This is a genomic window from Pseudomonas sp. JV245A (assembly GCF_032424515.1).
Taxonomy (GTDB): domain Bacteria; phylum Pseudomonadota; class Gammaproteobacteria; order Pseudomonadales; family Pseudomonadaceae; genus Aquipseudomonas; species Aquipseudomonas protegens.
The window spans coordinates 1-21,120 of sequence record NZ_VYKE01000005.1 but is presented as its reverse complement, the minus strand read 5'-3'; the positions used below and the strand labels follow the sequence as shown (position 1 = coordinate 21,120).

The window sequence follows — 21,120 nt, the reverse complement described above, 5'->3', positions numbered from 1 at the left end:
AAAAAGCCCCGCCCGGGTAACCGGGCGGGGCTTTTTTATACCTGGAGCACCTGACAATCCGGAAACAGCAACGCCTGCGGAACGTCCACATCCCAGGTCACCCCCGGATCCGTCACCGAAACTTCCACCACCCGCCCCGAAGCGAACAGCGGCCGGGCTCCCCGATCACCAGACAGGCCCTGCAACGCTGCGCCATAAGACCGGCCAAAGCCCACCGGATGACCCAACTCATCCCCCAGCCGCGGCACGCTGATGCCCTCCTCGGTCATTGCCTCCATCACCCGACTGGCGGTGGCGGGCAGGATAAAGGGCATGTCCCCCAGCCAGACCATCCAGCCATGAGCATCGGCGCAGGCAGCCACTGCCGCAGCCAGGCTATGCCCCATGCCCACGGAGTCCAGCACCAGTACCTGACAACCGTAGGCACGCGCCAGATCCGCCACCTGGGGTCGATCCGCCGTGGTCACCAGTACTCGCTGGGCAACGTCCACCGGCAGGCTCACCAGCACCTGCTCCAGCACCGGCCGCTGCACCCCGTCACGCCCGCGGCAGGGCGCCAACAGCTTGTCCTGCCCGGCGCCGGCCACCTGGCGAAAACGCCTGCCCTGCCCCGCCGCCAGGATGATCGCGCAAGGCTTGCGGCTCACCTCACCGTCTCCGCCACTCGCACCGGGAGCTTCTTCTGCAGCGGTTCGACGCCATTTTTCAGCGCGACGATTTCGGCCAGCAACGACAAGGCAATCTCCGCCGGCGTATGGCTGCCGATGGGCAATCCGACCGGCCCGTGCAAGCGCTCGATGGCCTGCGCCGAAAGACCCAGCAGCGCCAGATTGTCCCGGCGTTTCTGGCTGTTGGCCCGGGAACCCAGGGCGCCGACGTAAAATGCCCGGGAGTCGAGCGCCGTCAGCAGCGCCATGTCATCCAGGCGCGGATCATGGGTCAGGGCCACCACCGCCGTGCGCTCGTCGGGCTCGATGCTCAGCACCGCATCGTCGGGCATCCCGGCGACAAAACGTCCATCCTGCCCCTCCCAGCCATGCACGAACTCCTGGCGCGGATCGCAGATCAGCACTTCGAAATCCAGCAAGCGGGCCATCTGCGCCACATAGCGCGACAACTGCCCGGCGCCGATCAGCAGCAAGCGCCAGCGCGGTCCGTAGATCGCCCGCAGGGTGACCCCGTCAAACGCCAATTCATCGCCGCGGTTCGCCGTCTTGAGCAGCACCTGGCCGGTGCCCAGGTTCAGCTCCCGGGCCACGATCTGGTGTGCCTCGCAGCGCTGGAGCAATTCGGCGACCCAGGCCGGGTCGCCAACCCGCTCTTCGGTGAGGCACAAGGTGCCGCCACAGGGCAGGCCGAATCGCGCCGCTTCCTCCAGGGTCACGCCGTAGGTCACCAGTTGCACCGGCGGCCCGTGGCGAGACAGGCGCCCATCGCCCTGGCGGCTGATCAGGTCATCCTCGATACAGCCTCCGGACACCGAGCCGATCACCACCCCGTCGTCGCGCAAGGCCAGCATGGCGCCGGGTGGCCGCGGCGCGCTGCCCCAGGTCTGCACCACGCTGTACAGCAGCACGCCGCGCCCGGCGCGCCGCCATTCCAGGACACTGCGCAGGACATTCAGGTCGACGCTGTCCATCAGGCGCTCGCCTGCTGCCAGCCCTGCAACTGGTAGCGCACCGGCAGGTTGCGTATGCGCTTGCCGGTGGCGGCGAAGATCGCGTTGCACAGGGCCGGCGCAATCGGCGGCACACCGGGCTCTCCCACCCCGCCCAGGGGCACGTCCCCCGGCGGCGTCACCAGGTGCACCTGCACCTGTTTCGGCGCCAGGGACATGCGCGCCACTTCGTACATATGGAAATTGTCCTGCTGGACCTTGCCCTCCTTGAAGCTGATCTCCCCCAGCACCGCATTGCCCAGGCCCATGACGCAAGCCCCTTCGAATTGCGAGCGGATACGCTCGGGGTTGATCTGCGGGCCGCAATCCACGGCGATATCGGCCTGATGCACGATCAGCGTGCCATCGTCCTTCACTTCCACCTCGATCACCGCCGCCACATAGGTCACGAAGCTGTAGTGCACGGCCAGCCCCAGACCGCGCCCCTTGGGCAGCGAGCGCCCCCAGCCGGCCGCCTTGGCCGCGGTTTCCAGCACCGTGCGCAGGCGCCCGGTATCAATGGGGTAGCGCTCGGGGGATTCGCCGTAGTTCCACTCTTCGCTCAGGGTTCGGGGGTCGATCTGACGATCCGGCCCCAGCAGCTTGAGCTGGTACTGCAGCGGATCCTGGCCGGCCTTGTGGGCCAGTTCGTCGACAAAACTCTGGATCGCGAAGCCATGGGGAATGTTCGACACCGAACGGTACCAGCCGACCCGGGTATGGGCCGCGGCCTCGGGGTTTTCCAGGCGCACGTTGGGAATCGCGTAGGCCATGTTGGTAAAGCCCATGCCCAGCTCGAAGGCGCCTTCGTGATTCATCCCCGGGGCGAACAGCGCGGTGATGCTCGGCGCCACGGTGCGGTGCAGCCAGGCCGCCGGCAGGCCGTCCTTGTTCAGCCCGGCCTTGAGGTATTCCGCCGACACGGTATGGAAGTAGGAGTTGTGGATATCGTCCTCGCGGGTCCACTGCACCCGCACCGCCTTACCGGGAAAGGCCTTGGCCAGGATCGCCGCCTCCAGGATGAAGTCGGGCTTGGACTTGCGCCCGAAGCCGCCGCCCAGCAGCGTGACGTTCACCGTGACCTGCTCGAAGCCGATCCCCAGGCGTTCGGCGATTCGCTCGCGGGTCACCTGTGGCGCCTGGCTCGGTGCCCACGCCTCGCAGCGACCGTCCTGGAATCGCGCCACGGCCACCATCGGCTCCATCGGCGCCTGGGCCAGGTGCGGCAGGTAATAGCTGGCCTCCAGGCTGCTCTCGGCGCCCTTCAGGGCCTCATCCAGGTTGCCGGTACTGCGCACCACCTTGCCCGGTTGCCGCGCCGCCGCCTCCAGTTGCTTGCGGTATTGGATGGAGTCGTAGCCAGCGTTGGCACCATCCTCCCACTCGATCCTCAAGGCATCGCGGCCCTTGATCGCCGCCCAGGTGTTGCTCGCCACCACAGCCACGCCGCCCAGGGGCTGGAACTCCGAAGGCAAGGGGCGGCTGTCGATGGGCACGACCTTGATCACCCCCGGTACCTTCAAGGCTGCGCTGTCATCCACCGACTTGACCTTGCCGCCATACACCCGGGGCCGCGCCACCGCCGCGAACAGCATGCCGTCGAAATGCACATCGGCGCCGTACACCGCACGGCCGTTGACGATGTCCTGGCCATCGATGGCCCGGGTGGCCTCCTTGCCGATGTAGCGGAACTCCCCGGGCTGCTTCAGGCGCAGGCTATCCCGGGCAGGCACCGCCAGGGCGCCTGCCGCAGCGGCCAGGGCGCCATAGCCCAGCTCACGCCCGGTGGGCTGGTGAACCACCTTGTGCAACTGCGCCCGACACTGCGCCAATGGCACCTGCCACTGCGCAGCGGCGGCCTGTTCCAGCATGGTCCGCGCAGCCGCGCCACAGCGGCGCATGGGCTCGTACCAATGACGCATGCTGCGCGAGCCGTCGGTGTCCTGGTTGCCGAAACGCACCTCGTCACCCGGTGCCTGGCGCACCTTGACCTGCGCCCAGTCGGCGTCCAGTTCGTCGGCCACCACCATGCTCAGGCTGGTGCGCACGCCCTGGCCCATCTCCGAGCGATTGCAGATCACCGTGACGCTGCCGTCGCTGGCAATGCTCACGTAGACCTTGGGGTCATCGACCCAGCCGTGGGGCATGCCGTCGGCACCGAATTTCTTGTCCTCGGCAAAGGCCTCCTGCCAGCCCCAGCTCGCAGCCAGCACCAGGGCCCCGGTGGCCCCCACACCTTTGAGAAAGCCCCGGCGGCTGAGGTTGCTCAGGGCAAAATCCTGCGGTAGGCGGTTCATGCCTTGGCCTCCTGCAGATGGCTGGAAGCCTGTCGGATCGCGGTCTTGATCCGGTTGTAAGTACCGCAGCGGCAGATATTGCCGAGCATCGCCTCTTCGATCTGCTCGTCGCTGGGGTTGGGGTGGACCTTGAGCAAGGCAGTGGCCGACATGATCTGCCCGCCCTGGCAGTAACCGCACTGGGCCACCGCCGTATCCAGCCAGGCCTGCTGCACCACCTGCCCTACCGGGTCGGTATGCAGGTTGTCGATGGTGCTGACGTTCTTGCCCTGCACCGAGCCTATCGGCGTGATGCAACTGCGCGCCGGGTCGCCGTCGATATGAATCGTACAGGCGCCGCACAGGCCCATGCCGCAGCCGAACTTGGTGCCGTTGTAGCCCGCCACGTCGCGGATAGCCCACAGCAGCGGCATGTCCTCGGTGACGTCCAGTTGATGATCTTGACCGTTGAGCTTCAGGGTAATCATGGGCACGCCCGCATTTTCTGAGTGATGGGGTCGAGTCATCCGCCGTGCAGTACCGCCGCTACGGTGCACGCAGATCGGCTCAGGCTAATCGGGCTCTCTTGTGAAGACAGGCTTCACCGGGCCTTTGGGAACAGCAAAAAGCTGATTCTTAGCCTGCTAAGTTAAGCCGCAATTAACAAAAAAGCCTTGCCCGAACGTCAGCCAGGCAAGGCTTTTTGCTATCCACCGCAAGCCGGCTCTCGCTAATAGAGGTTGGGCTCCATCTCCAGCTCGACACTGAAACGCTCGGCGATATCGCGCTGGATCCGCCGCGCCAGTTCCAGCAACTGCAGGCCGCTAGCGCCGCCATAGTTGACCAGCACCAGCGATTGCAAGCGATGGACCCCGGCATCCGCCTCGCGAAAGCCCTTCCAGCCCGCCTGTTCGATCAGCCAACCGGCCGCCAGCTTCACCTGCCCATCGGCCTGGGGGTAACCCACCAGCCCCGGATGCGACTGCTTGATCTGCGCCGCCAGTGCCGCCGGCACCACCGGGTTCTTGAAGAAGCTGCCGGCATTGCCCAGCACGGCAGGGTCCGGGAGCTTCTCGCTGCGGATGCTGCAGATCGCCCGGCTGACATCGCTGGCCGTCGGCTGTTCGATGCCCTGCTCGCTCAGGCGCTGGCGCACCGGACCGTATTCCAGGTGCAGGTGATCGACACGGTTCAGGGCAAAGCGCACCCGCAGGATCAACCAGCGACCGGCCTGATGCTTGAACAGGCTGTCGCGGTACGCGAACTGACACTGCGCCAGATCGAATTCCCGCAGCTCGCCGGTCTGCCGATCGAGGGCGGTCAGGCCGGCGAACACGTCCTTGATCTCCACCCCATAGGCGCCGATGTTCTGCATCGGTGCGGCGCCGACGGTGCCGGGAATCAGGCTCAGGTTCTCCAGCCCGGACAGGCCCTGCTCCAGGGTCCACTGGACAAAGGGATGCCAGGTTTCCCCGGCCTCGGCCTCGACCACCACCCGCTGCCCGTCATCGCTGAGCAGGCGAATGCCACGAGTGGCCATGCGCAGCACCAGGGCCTGGATATCCGCCGTCAGCAGCAGGTTGCTGCCGCCGCCGATCACCAGCAGCGGCAACTGGTGGGTAGCGCAATAGGCCAGGGCCTCGCGTACCTCGTCGTCGCTGTGGGCCTGGGCAAACCACTTCGCCTTGACCTCGACCCCGAAGCTGTTGAACGGCTTGAGGGACACATCGGCCTGAATGTCCAGGGTCATAGCCGCCCCTTCAATTCGACCACCAGCCGGTCGCAGGCATCCTCGATCAGGTCCAGCACCTGCTCGAAACCCTGCTCGCCGTCGTAGTACGGATCCGGCACTTCATCCAGCGCCGCCTCGTAGCGACGCAGGAACAGGTCCAGCTCGGCCTTGCCCCGAGCCGGTTGCAGGGCCTTGAGGTTGCGCAGGTTGCTCTGGTCCATGGCGAAGATCAGGTCATAGGCAGCGAAATCGGCGCTGCCGACCTGCTGCGCCCGTTGTGCCGACAGGTCGTAGCCGCGCCGCAAGGCAGCCTGCTGGCTGCGCTTGTCCGGGGCCTTGCCGATGTGCCAGTCGCTGGTGCCCGCAGAGGCGACTTGCACCTGGTCACCCAGGCCGGCCTCGTGCAACTTGCGGCGCAGCACGCCTTCGGCGGTGGGCGAGCGGCAGATATTGCCCAGGCAGACGAACAGAACCCGCATCAGGCCTCCAGCAGGCGCCGAACGCGCTCAAGGTCTTCGGCGGTATCGACGCCGGTAGGCGGTGCTTCCAGGGCGTCGGCCACGTGGATCCGCACGCCATGCCACAGGGCACGCAGTTGCTCCAGGGATTCGGTGTTTTCCAGCCAGCACGGGCCCCAACTGACGAAGTCGTGAAGAAAGCCGGCGCGGTAGGCATAGATGCCGATGTGACGGCGATAAGGCACGCCTTCGGGCAGTTGCTCACGACTCTGGGCAAAGGCATCCCGGGCCCAGGGCAAGGTGGCGCGACTGAAGGTCAGGGCCAGGCCGTTGAGGTCGCTGACCACCTTGACCACATTGGGGTTGAACAGGGTCTGCACGTCCTCGATCGGCTCGGCCAGGGTGGCCATGCGCGCTTCGGTGTGGGCTGCCAGGTTGGCCGCTACCTGATCGATCACCGACGGCGGGATCAACGGCTCGTCGCCTTGTACGTTGACCACGATCGCATCCGCGGCCAGGCCCAGCTGGGCGGCGACTTCCGCCAGCCGGTCGGTGCCGGAGTTGTGATCTTCCCGAGTCAGCAGCGCCTCGGCGCCAAAGCCCTGGCAGGCCTCGACGATGCGCTGATCATCGGTGGCCACCACGACCCGCTCGGCGCTGCTCTTGCGCGCCTGTTCCCAGACCCACTGGATCATCGGCTTGCCGGCGATCAGTTGCAGCGGCTTGCCTGGCAAGCGAGTGGAGGCGTAGCGCGCCGGGATGACAACGGTAAAGGCGCTGCTCATTTGTCCAGGCGCTCTTCGGTGGTCAGGGTGCGCGCTTCGCTTTCCAGCATCACCGGGATGCCATCGCGAATCGGATAGGCAAGGCCCGCGCCCTTGCTGATCAGCTCGGTCTTGTCGGCGCTGAGTTTGAGGGGGCCTTTGCAGATCGGGCAGGCGAGGATGTCGAGCAGTTTGGTGTCCATGAGGATTCCCTGGATAAAAGCGAATTAAGGCAGCAGACGATCAGGCAGCAGGCGCATCAACTGAGTATCGAACCAGGCGACGAAGGCCGGCGAAGGCTGGGCATCGACCGCCAGGTACCACCAATCGTCTGCCGCGAAAGCCCGGCACTTGACCGCATCTTTCTCGGTCATGACCAGCGGCAATGACGGGGTGAAGGTCAAGGCCTGCGCACTGTATTGAGCGTGATCGGCAAATGCATGGGGAACAGGCCGCCAGTGTAGCGTTTCAAGGGTGTTGAAGAAACGCTGGGGATTGCCGATGCCCGCCACCGCATGCAGCGCCTGGCCGGGGGCGAAATGCTCCAGCGCACGACGCTCGCCACTGCGCAGGTTGACCAGCACCGAGGGCTTGAGATGAAAGGCGAACCCCTCGTCACGGTCATCAACTGCGCCGTTGTAGAGCACCGCGTCGACGCTCTGCAAACGCTCCGCCGGCTCGCGCAGCGGCCCGGCAGGCAGGCAGCGGCGGTTGCCCAGGCCGCGGGCGGCATCGATCAGCACCAGCTCCAGGTCACGGGCCAGGCGGTAGTGCTGCAGGCCGTCGTCGGACAGGATCAGGTCCAGCGGCTCGGCGGCCAGCAGGGCCTGTACGGCGCGGCCGCGATCCGGGTCGATCATCAGCGGCACGCCGCAGCGCTGGACGATCAGCAGCGGCTCATCACCGGCCACCGCGGCGCAATCTTCGGCGCTGACGCGCCAGGGCAGTTGCGCCGGCTTGGCACCGTAGCCGCGGCTGACCACCCCGACCCGCAACCCGAGGCGCTGGCAGTGCTCCACCAGCCACAGGATCAACGGCGTCTTGCCGGTGCCGCCGACAGTGATGTTACCCACCACGATCAGCGGCACAGGTGGTTGATAGATCGCCCCCTCACCGGCAAGAAAGCGCTGGCGCTTGCCCGTCACCACTCGGCGATACAGGCATTCCAGGGGGCGCAGCAGTTTCAGCGCGGGGTGGCCGTTGTACCAGGCATTGAGCAGGCGATCGGAAAGTGCCATCAGGGTGCCGGGTCCGCCTCGACGGTGGTCATGCGCAGGTGGCTGAAACCGAGCTTGCCGGCTGCATCCATGGCAGTGATCACCGCTTGATGCTGGGTCTTGCCGTCGGCGCTGATGGACAGCGGCAGGTTGGTGTCGCCCGCCGACTCCTTCTGCAGGGCCTCGATCAAGGTCTCCAGGTCATTTTTGGGCAGGACCTGGTTGTTCACCGAAAACACGCCGTCGGCGCTGATGGCGATATCCAGTTGCTTGACCTGCTGGTCTTCGGCCGGCGAGCCGCTGACCGCTTCCGGCAGGTCGACCCGCAGCTCGGTTTCCCGGGTGAAGGTGGTGGTGACAACAAAGAACAGCAGCAGGATGAACACCACGTCGATCAACGACGCCAGGTTGATGTCCACGGTTTCCCGGGGCTTGCGACGGAATTTCACGCTTTGCCCTCGGCCAGATCGACATCGCGGTCGCCCTGGATCACTTCCACCAGCTTGATCGCCTCCTGCTCCATGCCCACCACCAGTTCATCGACCCGGCGTTGCAGGAAGCGGTGGAAGAACACCGAGGGAATGCCCACCATCAGGCCGGCGGCAGTGGTGATCAGGGCTTTGGAAATACCGCCTGCGAGGATGTGCGCGTTGGTGGTCATGCCCGAGCCCATGAACGAACTGAAGATGTCGATCATGCCCAGCACGGTGCCCAGCAGCCCCAGCAGCGGTGCCATGGCGGCAATGGTGCCGAGGGCGTTGAGGTAGCGTTCCAGCTCATGGATGACCCGGGCGGCAGCCTCTTCGATGCATTCCTTCATGATCTCGCGGCCATGCTTGGAGTTGGCCAGGCCCGCCGCCAGAATCTCGCCCAGGGGCGAATCGGCGCGCAGTTCCTTGAGCTTTTCCTTGTTCAGCTGCTTGTCCTTGATCCAGCGCCAGACCTGCCCCAGCAGGTGGGGCGGGGTGACACGACTGGCCCGCAGGGTCCACAGACGCTCGGCAATGATGCCCACGGCAGCAATGGAACTCAGAATGATCGGCAACATCATCCAGCCGCCGGATTTGACCAATTCCCACACAGTGACAGCCCCCTCGAAAAAGTGCGCCACTCTAACATAGGGGCCGGACGCACCGAAGACCGTGATGTCGCATGCTCACAGGCTTTAATAACCCACGGTTATTTAAGGCATTGCGGGCGGCTCACGCCAGAATCGCCGCTGCTCGCGAAGCCCATGCGCCGCCCCGAAGGCCCCCAGTTGCAGCCTCAGAGCGCCCTGTTCGGCACTGTCATAAATTGCCATGTCCAGGCGCTGATAGCGTGCCAGCACTTGAGGATGGGGGTGGCCGAAGGCATTGCCCCGCCCACGGGAAATCAGCACCGCGTCGGGGGCCAGCCGTTGCAGCAAGGCCATGGATGAAGAGGTGCGGCTGCCGTGATGGGGTGCCTGCAGCCAGTGGGTCCGCACCGCCAGCGGGCTGTCGAGCAAGGCTCGCTCGGCACGGGCGTCGATGTCCCCGGTGAGCAGCAGGCGCTCGCCGGCAGCCTCGACCTGGAGCACGCACGAAGCCTGATTGCCGTCGGTCGCCGCCGCCCATTGCCACTGGCGAAAGCGCACGCCATTCCACACCCAGCTCAGCCCACTGTCGCAAGGCCTTGCCTGCAGGCCCGCGGGCAAGGCTTCGGGCTGGCCTCCGCGGACCTCGCCCACGGGCATTGAGCGCTGCACCGCCTGGGCGCCACCGGCATGGTCGTTGTCGGCATGGCTGAGCAGCATCAGGTCCAGCCGCCGGATGCCGAGCCTGTGCAGGGTCGGCACTACCACTCGCTCTCCCAGGTCGAACTCGGCGACCCGCGCGCCAGCGTCATACAGCAGGGCGTGATCACGGGTCCGCAGGATGAATGACAGGCCCTGCCCCACATCCAGCTGCCAGACCTCCACCTCGCCTTCGGGCACGCGCGCCAGGGGTGGCCAGACCGCCAGCAGCAACAGCGGCCAACCCAGAACCCGCATGGGCACGCCCCTGGGCAACAGCAGCAACAGGCAGCCCAGAGCATTCATGCCCCATAGCCACAGAGGGATCTGCGGCGGCACCCAGGCCGGCCACCCACCGGCAATCAATCCGAGCAAGCGGAACAACCCGTCCAGCAATCCACCGGCCAGCCACAACAGGCCCTCACCCACATAAGGCACCGGCAGCAGCAGGCTGCCGAGCAAAGCCGGCGGCAACACCAGAAAGCTGATCCAGGGCACCGCCAGCAAATTGGCCAGCGGCCCGCTGAGGCTGATAGGCAGCCCCAGAGCCAGCAACGGCGGCAGCAGGCCAATGGCGATCAACCATTGGGCCCGGGTCCAGCCCTGCCACCAGCTCCACGCCCCCAGGCGCCCGGCAAAGGTCAAGATCAGGATTGCCACTGCGGCAAAGGACAGCCAGAACCCCGCCTGCAAGCTGGCCAGCGGCTCGGCCAGCAACACCGCATTCAACGCCAGCAGCAGGGGCCAGCCGGCCGGCAGATGGCGAAAGCGCATGCGCCAGAGCAGTACCAGGGCGACCATCACACAGGCGCGCTGCACTGGCACATCGAACCCCGCCAGCAGGCCGTAGCCCAGGGCGCCGAGCCAGGCCAGGGCACAGGCCCAGGGCAACCACGGCAAGCGCTCGGGCCAGAGACCATGGCGGGCCAGCCCGGCCACCGCGAAATAGATCACCCCAGCCAGCAGGCTGATGTGCTGCCCGGAAATCACCATCAGGTGGACGGTGCCGGTGTCCTGCAACAGCTGCCAGTCTTGCCGCGTCAGGCCGGAACCGTCGCCCATCACCAGCGCCGCCAGCCCCGCACCGCGCCCCTGTGCCTCGACCTCTAGCAAGCGCTGGCGCAAGCCTTGCCGCCAGGCCTGCGGGGCCGGTGCCAGTAACTGCCCGGCCTTGACCGTGCCGGTGGCGCCGATACGGCGCGCCAGCAGCCAGGCCTGGTAATCGAAGCCCTGGGGATTCAACAAACCCATCGGCTGGCGAAGCTTGACCGCCAGCCGCCAGCGCTCGCCACTCTTGAGCGCCGGGCCCTCACGCCAGGCCAGCCGCATGCGCCGGGGCAGCCGCTCACGGCGGGCCTGGGCATCTTCCAGCTCGAAACGCACCACGCCGCCCGCCTGCTCCGGCAGGCCGCTCACTCGCCCCTCCAGCCAGCGGGTCTGTGCCTCCAGGCGCGGCGCCAGGCGATCATCCAGGGCCGACTGCGCGGACACACAGGCCCAGGTGAAACCGAACAGGAAAAATGCCACCGGATGTGTACGAAACGGCAACAGCATCAAGGCCAGTATCGCCATACACAGCAGCAGCCAGCCTGGGGGCAAGGCCGGCATGAAACCCAGCGCCAGCAGCCCCGCAGCCAGCGCCAGCATTGCGCTACGCATCCGCCCGCCCCTCCTTGGGAGTTCATACTCTTGGCTTAGTCGAGGATGGGCAGCGCGGCTTTATCATTTGTCACAATGTCTGAATTTTCGCCGACTAGAATCCGGTCATAATCGTCGCCTGACCCGACCGAGAAGCCTTATGCCCCGGCGCTTATTCAAACGTTACATGCCAGATCCGACCAGCATCCGGGAACACAAGTCCTTACGCTTTCTCGGCACCCTGCTGCATGACGCCAACCTCTGGCACCTCAATCGACACTCGGTGGCCCGGGCCATGGCCGTGGGCCTGTTTGCCGCCTTTATTCCCATTCCAATGCAGATGTTGCTGGCTGCGGTACTGGCCATCTGGCTACGCGGCAATATGCCCATCAGTGTCAGCCTGGTCTGGTTGACCAACCCCATCACCATGCCGCCGGTGTTCTTCTGCACCTACCAACTGGGGGCCTGGCTGATGAACGTGCCGCCGCGCACCCTGCCCGACGAGCTGACCTGGGAGTGGATCAGCAGCCAGCTGGCAACCCTGTGGCAACCCTTCCTCCTCGGCTCGGTGGTGGCCGGGCTGGTGCTGGGGGCCACTGCCTATTGCCTGACCATGCTCTATTGGCGCTGGTGGGTCGCGCGCCAATGGTCCAGGCGCAAGCAGCAACGGCAGTGACCAACGAAAACGGCCTCCCGAGGGAGGCCGTTTGCATGACGCACTAAAGGCATTTACTGACGCATGCCGCGCCCGCTCACCAGCAGCCGTGCGCAACCGATATACAGCACCAGGGTGGCCACCAGCATGAAGGTAATGGCGATGCTGATCTTGATGTCCGACACCCCGAGGATGCCGAAACGGAAGGCGTTGACCATGTGCAGCACCGGGTTGGCCAGGGACACCGTCTGCCAGAACGGCGGCAGCAGGTTGATCGAGTAGAACACCCCGCCCAGGTAGGTCAGGGGCGTCAGCACGAAGGTCGGGATGATCGAGATATCGTCGAAGTTGCGTGCAAAGACTGCGTTGATGAAGCCCAGCAGCGAGAAGATGGTCGCGGTCAGCACTACCACCAGCACCGTGATGCCCAGGTGGTGCACCTGCAGCGTGGTGAAGAACAGCGACAGCAGCGTCACGATGACCCCCACCATCAGCCCCCGCAGCACCCCGCCCAAGGTGTAGCCGATGAGAATGGTATGGGGCGACAACGGCGAGACCATCAACTCCTCGATGGAGCGCTGGAACTTGCTGCCGAAGAAGCTCGATACCACGTTGCCGTAGGAGTTGGTGATCACCGACATCATGATCAGCCCCGGGACGATGTACTCCATGTAGGTGAAACCACCCATGTCGCCGATCTGCCGGCCGATCAGGTTACCGAAGATGACGAAGTACAGGACCATGGTGATGGCCGGGGGCAGCAGGGTCTGCGGCCAGATCCGGGTGAAGCGCCGGACTTCGCGATAGACAATGGTGTTGAGCGCCACCAGGTTGGGTTTGAACTCCGAACTCATACCGCCACCTTCGACAGATTCTTCTCCACCAGGGACACGAACAACTCCTCAAGACGGTTGGTTTTGTTACGCAGGCTCAGCACCTCGATGTTCTGCAGGGCCAGTTGGCCGAACAGCGCGGTGATGCCCACGGCCTTGTCCACCTGGACCTCCAGGGTATGGCTGTCCACCAGCCGGGTCGGATAGCCGGCCAGTTGCGGCGCCACGCTCAGGTCGTTCTTCAGGTCGAGGAGGAAAGTCTCCACATGCAGCTGGCTGAGCAACTGGCGCATGCTGGTGTTCTCGACGATGGTGCCGTGGTCGATGATGCCGATGTTGCGGCACAGCTGCTCAGCCTCTTCCAGGTAGTGGGTGGTGAGGATGATGGTGATGCCTTTCTGGTTGAGCTCGGTGAGAAAGCTCCACATGGAACGGCGCAGCTCGATATCGACCCCGGCGGTAGGTTCGTCAAGGATCAACAGGCGCGGTTCATGCACTAGCGCGCGGGCGATCATCAGGCGCCGCTTCATGCCACCGGACAGGGAACGCGAAGGCACATCGCGCTTGTCCCACAGGCCGAGCTGGGTCAGGTACTGCTCGGCGCGCTGCTTGGCGATCTTCGCCGGAATGCCGTAGTAGCCGGCCTGGGTCACGACGATGTCGAAGGTTTTCTCGAACTGGTTGAAGTTGAATTCCTGCGGCACCACGCCGATGCAACGCTTGAGCGCCGCCGGCTCACGATCCAGGTCGTGGCCGAAGACGCTCACCGTACCGCTGGTCTTGTTCACCAGGGTCGAGAGAATGCCGATGGTGGTGGATTTGCCGGCCCCGTTAGGGCCGAGCAGGGCGAAAAAGTCACCTTCGGCGACATCCAGATCGATACCACTCAGGGCCTGGAAACCGTTGCCGTAGGTTTTGGTTAGCTGCCGGATGGACAGAGCGGAACTCATATCGGATTCATGCACCAAGAAGGGGGAATTTTATAAGTAAGGGCGGCCCGAGCCGATTGCAACGACGCCGGACGCCCGCCATGTTGCGTGCCTGCGTCGTGCAAGTACAGTCACCCGTATCGATAGTGGGTATTAAGTCAACGCGGTCATCACGGCCTGGCGATAGGCCGGGCGCTGTTTCAAGCGCTCATACCAGGCTTGCAGATGGGGCATGGAAGGACGCTCGATGGGCATCTCGAACCAAGCGTAGATGAAACTGCCGAGGGGAATGTCGCCCACGCCGATCTCCTGCCCGGACAGGTAAGGCTGCTCGCCCAGGGCCTGATCGACCCGCGCCAGCAGCTCGGCACACGTGGCCTTGGCGGCGTTGATCTGCGCCCAGTCCTGCTGCTCGGCCGGGGTGCGCACTACGCCCCAGAACAGATATCGGAAGGGTTCAGCGAAGGTCGAGGTGGTCCAGTCCATCCACTTCTCGGCGCTGGCCCGCAGTTGCACGTCGGCTGGGTACCAGTGGCTATCGGCGGCGTAGCGCGCAGCCAGGTAGCGCACGATGGTATTGGACTCCCAGAGCACGAAGTCGCCGTCTTCAATCAGTGGAATCCGGCCATTGGGGTTCAGCGCCCGGTACGCCGGGGTGTCCACCACCCCAAAGGCGCCGCCGGCGTCCAGGGACTCATAGGCGAGCCCCAGTTCCTGCGCGCACCAGAGTGCCTTCCTGACATTCGACGAGTTCTTGCGACCCCAGATCTTCAGCATGACCATCCCTCAATAATGAATGCCGGGGCAGTCTACGCCTGATCAGCCGCGACTCAAATCGCCGCGCAGGTCTGCCAGCACTTGCGGCTGCTGCGCGTCGAACAGGTGCGGGTAGCATTTTTCCAGGTGGCCGAAAAACAGCTCCTGCGGCACGTCGGCAAACTGCCCGTGGTCCACCAGGTACTCCATCGACTGTTCGCCCTGGCGATTGAAAGGCTGGAAAACGCTGTCCTCCAGGCCGTCGAAATCCAGCGGCGCCACATCGAACATTTCACACAATTGCCGGTTGAACGCCGGCGTGGCCTTGACCCAACGACCCTGCAGATAGAACTCGGTGTAGCCGTGCATGGCGAACACATCGCTGCGCAGCAGCTCCAGCAGCCTGGGTGTGGACAGGTGATTGCGCACATCGGCCAGGCCGATGCGCGCCGGTATCCCGCAATGCCGGGCACAACCGGCGAGCAAGGTGGCCTTGGGCACGCAATAGCTCTCGCCGGTGGCCAGGGCATGGCTGCCGCGCAAGGTCTGGGGATCACGGCTGAAACTGTAGAAATTGTAGCGTACGGCCTCGCGCACCGCGTAATAGAGGCTGACGGCTTGCTGTCGGGGATCGCGGCTGGCACCGCGATGAGTTTCGGCGAACTCCACCACCGCCGGGTGGTCACTATCGATGAAGCGGCTGGGACGCAGGTACTCGTGCATGGGCATGACCTCCGAGAGGAAGCCTGAGTCTATCGAGGCGTCCGCCCCAGTGATAACGACGTATCGGCCAAAGATCATGGCCCCCACGATCAACCGGGCCTGGCCCGCAAGATACAGACTTGCATTGCACCCGCACTGCCCTGCTCACCCGCGCTGTCGAAGGCCGACTACGCTCTGAGGGTGATTTCACCCCTGGTTTCACGGAGGATTGAATATGCTGTTGTTGTGGATACTGGTTCTGGTGCTCGCAGTGGCCTACCTGGCCCATCGCCGTACCGCCCCCCTGCCCGCCCTCGGCGTGGTCGCCATCTACCTCTTGGCCATGGGCGCCTTTAGCCGTGCCCCCGGCTGGCTGCTGCTGATTTTCTGGGTGCTGCTGGCAGCGGTCGCCGCCCCTCTGCTGCTGCCCGATCTGCGGCGCAAGTATTTCAGTGCGCCGCTGTTCAGCTGGTTCCAGAAGGTTCTGCCGCCGATGTCCCAGACCGAGCGCGATGCCATCGATGCCGGCACCGTCTGGTGGGACGGCGAGCTGTTCAGTGGCCGCCCCGACTGGAATACCTTGCTGGCCTACCCCAAGGCCCAGTTGACCGAAGAAGAGCAGGCGTTCATCGACGGCCCGACCGAGGAGCTGTGCGCCATGGTCAGCGACTGGCAGATCGGCCAGCACATGGACCTGCCGGCCGAAGCCTGGGCCCACATCAAGGAGCACGGTTTCTTTGCCCTGATCATTCCCAAGGAGTTCGGCGGCAAGGGCTTCTCGGCCTACGCCCACTCCCAGGTGGCCATGAAGCTGGCCACCCGCAGCGGCGACCTGGCCTCCACCGTGATGGTGCCCAACTCCCTGGGCCCGGCCGAACTGCTGCTGCACTACGGCACCGACGAACAGCGCAATCACTACCTGCCGCGGCTGGCCCGGGGCGACGACATTCCCTGCTTCGCCCTCACCGGCCCCCTGGCCGGCTCCGATGCAGGGGCCATGCCCGACACCGGGATCATCTGCAAAGGCCAATGGCAGGGTGAAGAAACCCTGGGCCTGCGCCTGAACTGGGAAAAGCGCTACATCACCCTGGGCCCGGTGGCCACCCTGCTCGGCCTGGCCTTCAAGGCCCATGACCCGGACCACCTGCTGGGCGACCAGGAAGACCTGGGCATCAGCCTGGCACTGATCCCCACCGACACCCCCGGGGTGGATATCGGCCGCCGCCACCTGCCCCTGGGCGCGGCCTTCATGAACGGCCCGAACTCCGGCAAGGACGTGTTCATTCCCCTGGACTTCCTCATCGGCGGCCAGGAAATGCTCGGCAAGGGCTGGATGATGCTGATGAATTGCCTGTCCGTGGGCCGTTCGATCTCCCTGCCCGCGGTGGGCACCGGCGCCGCCAAATTCACCAGCCTGGTGACCGGCCAGTACGCCCAGGTGCGGGAGCAGTTCAACGTGCCCCTCGCCGCCTTCGAGGGCATCCAGGAGGCTCTGGCCCGCCTCGGCGGCAATGCCTGGCTGATGGACAGTGCACGCATGCTCACTGCCAACGCCGTGGACCTGGGGGAAAAACCCTCGGTGCTGTCGGCGATCCTCAAGTACCACCTCACCGAGCGCGGCCGCGAGTGCATCAGCCACGCCATGGACGTGCACGGCGGCAAGGGCATCATCATGGGCCCCAACAACTACCTGGGCCGCAGCTGGCAAGGAGCGCCGATCTTCATCACCGTGGAAGGCGCCAACATCCTTTCGCGCAACCTGATGATCTTCGGCCAGGGGGCAATCCGCTGCCATCCATTCGTGCTCAAGGAAATGGCCCTGGCCGGTCGCGAAGACCACGACCAGGCGCTGCAGGAGTTCGACGCCCTGCTGCTCAAGCACATAGGTTTCGCCGTGAGCAACGCCGCCAGCACCCTGGTGCTGAACCTCGGCCTGGGCCACTTCGAACACGTTCCGGGAGACAAGGTCAGCCAGGGCTACTTCCGTGCCCTGAACCGCCAGGCCGCGGCCTTCGCCCTGCTGGCGGACTTCTCGATGATGCTGCTGGGGGGCGAACTCAAACGCCGCGAGCGCCTTTCCGCCCGCCTGGGGGATGTGCTCAGCCACCTGTACCTGGCGTCGGCAGCGCTCAAGCGCTACCACGACCTGGACTCCCCGGAATACCTGCGCCCCCTGCTGGCCTGGGCCATGGAAGAGAGCCTCGGGCATTCCGAACGGGCCCTGGACGAGTTGCTCAGCAACTTCCCCAACCGGGTGTTCGGTTGCGTGCTGCGGGTGCTGGTGTTCCCCTTCGGCCGTCGCCATACCGGGCCATCGGACAAGCTGGATGCCGAAGTGGCGGCGATCATCGGTCGAGCCCAGGGCGATCCGGCCCTGGAAGCGGTGCTTGCCGGCTGCTACCGCCCGCAATCCAAGGACGACCCGGTGGGCGCCCTGCAACATGCCAGCAACCTGCTGAGCGCCGTGCACCCGTTGCACAAGAAGCTCCACGAAGCGCTGAAAAGCGGCCAGGTCAAACCGGCTGCCGGCGAATCGGCCATCGACGCGGCGCTGGAAGCCGGCGTGCTGCAGGCCGCCGAGGCCCAGAGCCTGCACGAGGCCGAGGCGGCGCGGCGCAAGGTCATCGATGTGGATGATTTTGCCAAGGAGGAGCTGACCCTAAGCGAAGGCAAGACCCGCTAGACGGCCGCCTTCGGGGCAGGTCGATTATGAAACCGGGCGCGGGAGCTATATACTCCCGCGCCCGTTTTGCTCTTGAGGACCCTGTCATGTCCAACATCGTCGCCGATCATCTCGTCCTGCTGGACCACCTGCGCAGCATCCTGGTCGCCGTAGGTGAAGCCGAACAGGTGCCCGAGGAAAGCCATGCGCTGTTCCTGGAGCGCTTCGACGAACTGCGCGCCTCGCTGCCGATCGACCCGATCGAAAGCCAATACCTGGGCCAGGACCTGCTGTGCCAGATCATGCAGCGCTACCCGCAGATCGCCCACCTGGTGCCTCGTGACCTGCTGTGGTTCTTCGCCGGTGACTGCCTGCACTACATGCCCGATGAAGAAATCGACCTGTACCAGGCCCTGGAAGAGCGCCGTTTCGAAGCCGAGCAGAACGACGAGCCCTTCGACTGGAACCAGGAAAAGCAGCTGCTGGCGCTTTCTGCCCAGGACAGCAAGCACTGATCACTGCGCCCGGCGCAACCAAGGCCCGCACGGTTCGCCCGGCGGGCCTTTTTCATGGGCGCCTTTTAGCGCCGGCTTGTCAGAGAATTCGCTGGCAAGCCAGCTCCTACAGCGGGCGTTCCGCTTTGCCCGGGCGGTTGAGGGTCGGCTCCTTGGCCAGGCACTCCACCAGGTAGTCGATGAAAACCCGCAACTTGGGCGGCAGGTAACGGGTCGGTGAATGCAGCAGCCAGGCACCGCCGTGGTAGGAGGCCAGGAAGGTCCACTCCGGCAGCACCTGGACGATCAGCCCCTGCTCCAGGGCATGGCGCGCGGTGAAGTACGGCAGGCTGCCGATCCCCAGGTGTTGCAGCACCGCATCCAGGCGCACCCCGGTGTGGTTGGCCGCATAGCGCCCGCGCACCCCCACCGTGACCGCCTTGCTGCCCTGGGTGAATTTCCAGCGCGCATCGCTGGGGGTCTCGCCCAGGTAGATGCAACTGTGCTGGCGCAGGTCCTGGGGATGGGCCGGGGTACCGTGCTCGGCCAGGTACTGCGGGGTGGCGCAGAGCAGGTGATCGATGCGCAACAGCTGGCGGCCGATCAACCCGGGCGGCGGGCGATCGGTGATGCGGATCGCCAGGTCGACGTTGTCGTCGATCAGGTCGACATCGCGGTCCTCATGCAGCAGTTCCACATCGACCAGGGGATAGCGCCGCAGAAACTCCGGCATGTGCGGGTGCACCACGAAACGCCCCACCGCCTTGGGCACGCTGACCCGCACCACGCCTTCGGCTTCGTGGGTGAACTGGCCGCTGACCTCCATCACCGAACGGGCCGCACTGACCATTTCACTGCAACGCTTGAACACCTCTTCGCCACCGTCGCTCAAGCGCAACTTGCGTGTGGTGCGCTGCAACAACCGGGTGGCCAGGGCCTTTTCCAGGCGCGAGATGCTGCGGCTGACCGCCGAAGGCGAGGAGCCCAGCTGGCGTGCCGCCTCGGAGAAGCTGCCGGTCTCCACGACCCTGACGAAAATGGCCATTTCTGCCAGCAAAGGCAGGGGTAGATTTATGCTCATGACGCAATAGTCCATTGAGTTTCGAACGGATTATCACGCAATTGCCCAGGCCGCATAATAAAAAAACACTGAATTCCAGGGTTAGAGAAATGACGCGGCGCCTGTATTACGACAATGACCAGTTACTGACCTCCGTCGAGGTCCTGAGCTGCATCCCCCACGAACAGCAATTCGCGGTCACCCTCAACGCCACGCCCTTCCACCCCCAGGGTGGCGGCCAGCCCAGCGATACCGGCTGGATCGGCCAGGCCGCCGTTCTGCGGGTGGCCCAGGAAGGCGAGCAGATCGTGCATTACCTGGACCAGCCGCTGGAGCCGGGCATTTTCGAGGCCCGGGTCGATGAGGCCGCGCGCCTGTTCAACAGCCGCATGCACTCCGCCGGGCACCTGATCGGCCACTTCGTGCAAAGCCAGGGCTGGATACCGATCAAGGCCCATCACTGGCCAGGTGAAGGCCGGGTGTCGTTCAAACCGGCAGAGCAGCCCCGGGAGATCGACGGCGCCAGCGTGCAGGACGCGATTGCGCAGTGGATAGAGGCCGACCTGGAACGGCATAGCACAATGGCGGACGGTTCGCGCCAGATCAGCTTTGGCCAACTGCCGGCCTATGGTTGCGGCGGCACCCACGTCAGCCACCTGCAGCAGCTGGGCGCGGTGCTCATCACCGCGGTCTCACTCAAGAAAGGCACCCTTTCGGTCAGCTATAGCCTCGACTGAAAACGGCCTGCCACTCAATCACCCTGCTTTGCGGAGTCCGCATGCTCTCCAACTATCTTGGCGAGTTCCTCGCCCTGGCCCTGGTTCACTTTCTCGCGGTGGTCGCTCCCGGGCCGGATTTTGCCGTGACCATCCGCCAGAGCGTGCGCTTTGGCCGCATGACCGGGGTCTGTACCGCCCTGGGCATCGGCGCCGGCATCTCGGTGCACGTGCTCTACACCCTGCTGGGGGTGGGCGCCCTGATGCACGCTACGCCCTGGTTGCTGAGCGCGGCCAAGCTACTGGGCGGCGCCTACATCCTGTACTTGGGTATCAGCCTGCTGCGCAGCAAGGCCAAGACCAGCCTTCCCGGCGAGGCGCCCACCGATGAGCCCCAACAGACCTTGCTGCGAGCCTTTACCACGGGGTTTCTGACCAATGCCACCAACCCCAAGGCGACCCTGTTTTTCCTGGCGATCTTCACCACCCTGGTCAGCGCCACCACCCCACTGAGCATCCAGGCCCTATATGGCGCCTGGATGTGCCTGGTAAATGCGCTGTGGTTCGTGATCGTCGCGCTGTTCTTCTCCAGCTCTCGGGTGCGCTTGCTGTTCATGCGCCTGGGGCACTGGTTCGAGCGCTGCATGGGGCTGATCCTGCTGCTGTTCGCCGGGCGGTTGCTGCTGTCGCTGTAGGCAAGGCAAACGACAAAGGCCCGCGCAGGTGTACTGGCGGGCCTTTTTTCTGGGCACTGGCTGCAGCGTTGAATCGCAGGCAAACAAAAACGCCGCTCAATGAGCGGCGTTCTTGTGAAT

The 21,120-nt window shown here is 65.0% G+C and carries 22 protein-coding genes; 5 read left to right on the top strand and 17 right to left on the bottom strand.

The features are described from left to right. Nucleotides 1-35: 35 nt before the first annotated feature. The 12 genes from F6S12_RS02610 to F6S12_RS02555 form a co-directional block, all read right to left on the bottom strand. Nucleotides 36-647, bottom strand: a complete 612-nt coding sequence (locus F6S12_RS02610) for an NTP transferase domain-containing protein (RefSeq protein WP_152686049.1) — start codon at nt 645-647, stop codon at nt 36-38. Further along, nucleotides 644-1,639, bottom strand: coding sequence for an XdhC family protein (locus F6S12_RS02605; RefSeq protein ID WP_161466654.1), 996 nt, complete (start codon nt 1,637-1,639; stop codon nt 644-646). Before F6S12_RS02605 ends, F6S12_RS02610 begins: the two co-directional genes overlap by 4 nt. After that, entirely contained in the window at nt 1,639-3,954 is a 2,316-nt protein-coding gene (locus F6S12_RS02600; RefSeq protein ID WP_072451642.1) for a xanthine dehydrogenase family protein molybdopterin-binding subunit, read from the bottom strand. Before F6S12_RS02600 ends, F6S12_RS02605 begins: the two co-directional genes overlap by 1 nt. After that, on the bottom strand, nt 3,951-4,421 hold the full coding sequence (locus tag F6S12_RS02595; protein ID WP_011060107.1) for a (2Fe-2S)-binding protein: 471 nt from the start codon (nt 4,419-4,421) through the stop codon (nt 3,951-3,953). Before F6S12_RS02595 ends, F6S12_RS02600 begins: the two co-directional genes overlap by 4 nt. 242 nt (nt 4,422-4,663) lie before the next feature. After that, nucleotides 4,664-5,683: a UDP-N-acetylmuramate dehydrogenase gene (gene murB / locus F6S12_RS02590; protein ID WP_011060106.1), complete on the bottom strand. Its 1,020-nt coding sequence runs from the start codon at nt 5,681-5,683 to the stop codon at nt 4,664-4,666. Then, entirely contained in the window at nt 5,680-6,144 is a 465-nt protein-coding gene (locus tag F6S12_RS02585) for a low molecular weight protein-tyrosine-phosphatase (RefSeq protein WP_015634698.1), read from the bottom strand. The genes murB and F6S12_RS02585 overlap by 4 nt, the downstream gene beginning before the upstream one ends. Beyond that, the gene (gene kdsB, locus F6S12_RS02580) at nt 6,144-6,908 is read right to left on the bottom strand and encodes a 3-deoxy-manno-octulosonate cytidylyltransferase (RefSeq protein WP_011060104.1); all 765 of its coding nucleotides are present in this window, start codon (nt 6,906-6,908) and stop codon (nt 6,144-6,146) included. The genes F6S12_RS02585 and kdsB overlap by 1 nt, the downstream gene beginning before the upstream one ends. Next, nucleotides 6,905-7,090, bottom strand: a complete 186-nt coding sequence (locus F6S12_RS02575; RefSeq protein WP_011060103.1) for a Trm112 family protein — start codon at nt 7,088-7,090, stop codon at nt 6,905-6,907. The genes kdsB and F6S12_RS02575 overlap by 4 nt, the downstream gene beginning before the upstream one ends. 24 nt (nt 7,091-7,114) lie before the next feature. Further along, complete coding sequence (lpxK, locus tag F6S12_RS02570; RefSeq protein WP_015634697.1) at nt 7,115-8,125, bottom strand: tetraacyldisaccharide 4'-kinase; 1,011 nt, start codon at nt 8,123-8,125, stop codon at nt 7,115-7,117. Further along, nucleotides 8,125-8,553: an ExbD/TolR family protein gene (locus F6S12_RS02565; protein WP_011060101.1), complete on the bottom strand. Its 429-nt coding sequence runs from the start codon at nt 8,551-8,553 to the stop codon at nt 8,125-8,127. The genes lpxK and F6S12_RS02565 overlap by 1 nt, the downstream gene beginning before the upstream one ends. Then, nucleotides 8,550-9,185, bottom strand: a complete 636-nt coding sequence (locus tag F6S12_RS02560) for a MotA/TolQ/ExbB proton channel family protein (RefSeq protein WP_011060100.1) — start codon at nt 9,183-9,185, stop codon at nt 8,550-8,552. The genes F6S12_RS02565 and F6S12_RS02560 overlap by 4 nt, the downstream gene beginning before the upstream one ends. A gap of 102 nt (nt 9,186-9,287) precedes the next feature. Further along, nucleotides 9,288-11,519, bottom strand: a complete 2,232-nt coding sequence (locus tag F6S12_RS02555) for a DNA internalization-related competence protein ComEC/Rec2 (protein ID WP_161466652.1) — start codon at nt 11,517-11,519, stop codon at nt 9,288-9,290. A gap of 139 nt (nt 11,520-11,658) precedes the next feature. Here F6S12_RS02555 and F6S12_RS02550 point away from each other — a divergent pair, with 139 nt between their 5' ends. After that, nucleotides 11,659-12,174 (top strand): DUF2062 domain-containing protein, encoded by a 516-nt coding sequence (locus tag F6S12_RS02550; protein ID WP_015634695.1) that lies wholly within the window; start codon nt 11,659-11,661, stop codon nt 12,172-12,174. Between the two features lie 53 nt (nt 12,175-12,227). Here the strand turns inward: F6S12_RS02550 and F6S12_RS02545 are convergent, their stop codons facing one another. The 4 genes from F6S12_RS02545 to F6S12_RS02530 all read right to left on the bottom strand — a co-directional run bounded on the left by F6S12_RS02545 (nt 12,228) and on the right by F6S12_RS02530 (nt 15,394). Continuing rightward, nucleotides 12,228-13,007: an ABC transporter permease gene (locus tag F6S12_RS02545; protein ID WP_011060097.1), complete on the bottom strand. Its 780-nt coding sequence runs from the start codon at nt 13,005-13,007 to the stop codon at nt 12,228-12,230. After that, a complete protein-coding gene (locus F6S12_RS02540; protein ID WP_011060096.1) occupies nt 13,004-13,936 on the bottom strand; it encodes an ABC transporter ATP-binding protein in 933 nt (310 codons plus the stop codon). Before F6S12_RS02540 ends, F6S12_RS02545 begins: the two co-directional genes overlap by 4 nt. 132 nt (nt 13,937-14,068) lie before the next feature. Next, on the bottom strand, nt 14,069-14,692 hold the full coding sequence (locus F6S12_RS02535) for a glutathione S-transferase (RefSeq protein ID WP_315868693.1): 624 nt from the start codon (nt 14,690-14,692) through the stop codon (nt 14,069-14,071). Nucleotides 14,693-14,734: 42 nt separating this feature from the next. Then, nucleotides 14,735-15,394, bottom strand: a complete 660-nt coding sequence (locus F6S12_RS02530; RefSeq protein ID WP_011060094.1) for a transglutaminase-like domain-containing protein — start codon at nt 15,392-15,394, stop codon at nt 14,735-14,737. Nucleotides 15,395-15,608: 214 nt separating this feature from the next. Between F6S12_RS02530 and F6S12_RS02525 the strand changes: the two genes are divergently transcribed. Continuing rightward, nucleotides 15,609-18,056, top strand: coding sequence for an acyl-CoA dehydrogenase (locus F6S12_RS02525; protein ID WP_315868692.1), 2,448 nt, complete (start codon nt 15,609-15,611; stop codon nt 18,054-18,056). An 86-nt stretch (nt 18,057-18,142) separates the two neighbouring features. Beyond that, nucleotides 18,143-18,550: a PA2817 family protein gene (locus tag F6S12_RS02520; RefSeq protein ID WP_011060092.1), complete on the top strand. Its 408-nt coding sequence runs from the start codon at nt 18,143-18,145 to the stop codon at nt 18,548-18,550. A gap of 106 nt (nt 18,551-18,656) precedes the next feature. On the opposite strand, the gene F6S12_RS02515 is transcribed toward F6S12_RS02520, so the two are convergent. Then, nucleotides 18,657-19,610 (bottom strand): LysR family transcriptional regulator, encoded by a 954-nt coding sequence (locus F6S12_RS02515; protein WP_019095144.1) that lies wholly within the window; start codon nt 19,608-19,610, stop codon nt 18,657-18,659. 89 nt (nt 19,611-19,699) lie between these two features. Between F6S12_RS02515 and F6S12_RS02510 the strand changes: the two genes are divergently transcribed. Next, entirely contained in the window at nt 19,700-20,326 is a 627-nt protein-coding gene (locus F6S12_RS02510) for a hypothetical protein (RefSeq protein ID WP_015634691.1), read from the top strand. A 41-nt stretch (nt 20,327-20,367) separates the two neighbouring features. Beyond that, nucleotides 20,368-21,000: a LysE family translocator gene (locus F6S12_RS02505; protein ID WP_015634690.1), complete on the top strand. Its 633-nt coding sequence runs from the start codon at nt 20,368-20,370 to the stop codon at nt 20,998-21,000. The last annotated feature ends 120 nt before the right edge of the window (nt 21,001-21,120 follow it).

Coding starts and splice junctions, on each gene's coding strand:
- F6S12_RS02605 (WP_161466654.1), bottom strand. CDS start 1,639: ATGGACAGCGTCGACCTGAATGTCCTGCGCAGTGTCCTGGAATGGCGG.
- F6S12_RS02600 (WP_072451642.1), bottom strand. CDS start 3,954: ATGAACCGCCTACCGCAGGATTTTGCCCTGAGCAACCTCAGCCGCCGG.
- F6S12_RS02595 (WP_011060107.1), bottom strand. CDS start 4,421: ATGATTACCCTGAAGCTCAACGGTCAAGATCATCAACTGGACGTCACC.
- murB (WP_011060106.1), bottom strand. CDS start 5,683: ATGACCCTGGACATTCAGGCCGATGTGTCCCTCAAGCCGTTCAACAGC.
- F6S12_RS02585 (WP_015634698.1), bottom strand. CDS start 6,144: ATGCGGGTTCTGTTCGTCTGCCTGGGCAATATCTGCCGCTCGCCCACC.
- kdsB (WP_011060104.1), bottom strand. CDS start 6,908: ATGAGCAGCGCCTTTACCGTTGTCATCCCGGCGCGCTACGCCTCCACT.
- F6S12_RS02575 (WP_011060103.1), bottom strand. CDS start 7,090: ATGGACACCAAACTGCTCGACATCCTCGCCTGCCCGATCTGCAAAGGC.
- lpxK (WP_015634697.1), bottom strand. CDS start 8,125: ATGGCACTTTCCGATCGCCTGCTCAATGCCTGGTACAACGGCCACCCC.
- F6S12_RS02555 (WP_161466652.1), bottom strand. CDS start 11,519: ATGCGTAGCGCAATGCTGGCGCTGGCTGCGGGGCTGCTGGCGCTGGGT.
- F6S12_RS02550 (WP_015634695.1), top strand. CDS start 11,659: ATGCCCCGGCGCTTATTCAAACGTTACATGCCAGATCCGACCAGCATC.
- F6S12_RS02545 (WP_011060097.1), bottom strand. CDS start 13,007: ATGAGTTCGGAGTTCAAACCCAACCTGGTGGCGCTCAACACCATTGTC.
- F6S12_RS02540 (WP_011060096.1), bottom strand. CDS start 13,936: ATGAGTTCCGCTCTGTCCATCCGGCAGCTAACCAAAACCTACGGCAAC.
- F6S12_RS02535 (WP_315868693.1), bottom strand. CDS start 14,692: ATGCTGAAGATCTGGGGTCGCAAGAACTCGTCGAATGTCAGGAAGGCA.
- F6S12_RS02530 (WP_011060094.1), bottom strand. CDS start 15,394: ATGCACGAGTACCTGCGTCCCAGCCGCTTCATCGATAGTGACCACCCG.
- F6S12_RS02525 (WP_315868692.1), top strand. CDS start 15,609: ATGCTGTTGTTGTGGATACTGGTTCTGGTGCTCGCAGTGGCCTACCTG.
- F6S12_RS02520 (WP_011060092.1), top strand. CDS start 18,143: ATGTCCAACATCGTCGCCGATCATCTCGTCCTGCTGGACCACCTGCGC.
- F6S12_RS02515 (WP_019095144.1), bottom strand. CDS start 19,610: ATGAGCATAAATCTACCCCTGCCTTTGCTGGCAGAAATGGCCATTTTC.
- F6S12_RS02510 (WP_015634691.1), top strand. CDS start 19,700: ATGACGCGGCGCCTGTATTACGACAATGACCAGTTACTGACCTCCGTC.
- F6S12_RS02505 (WP_015634690.1), top strand. CDS start 20,368: ATGCTCTCCAACTATCTTGGCGAGTTCCTCGCCCTGGCCCTGGTTCAC.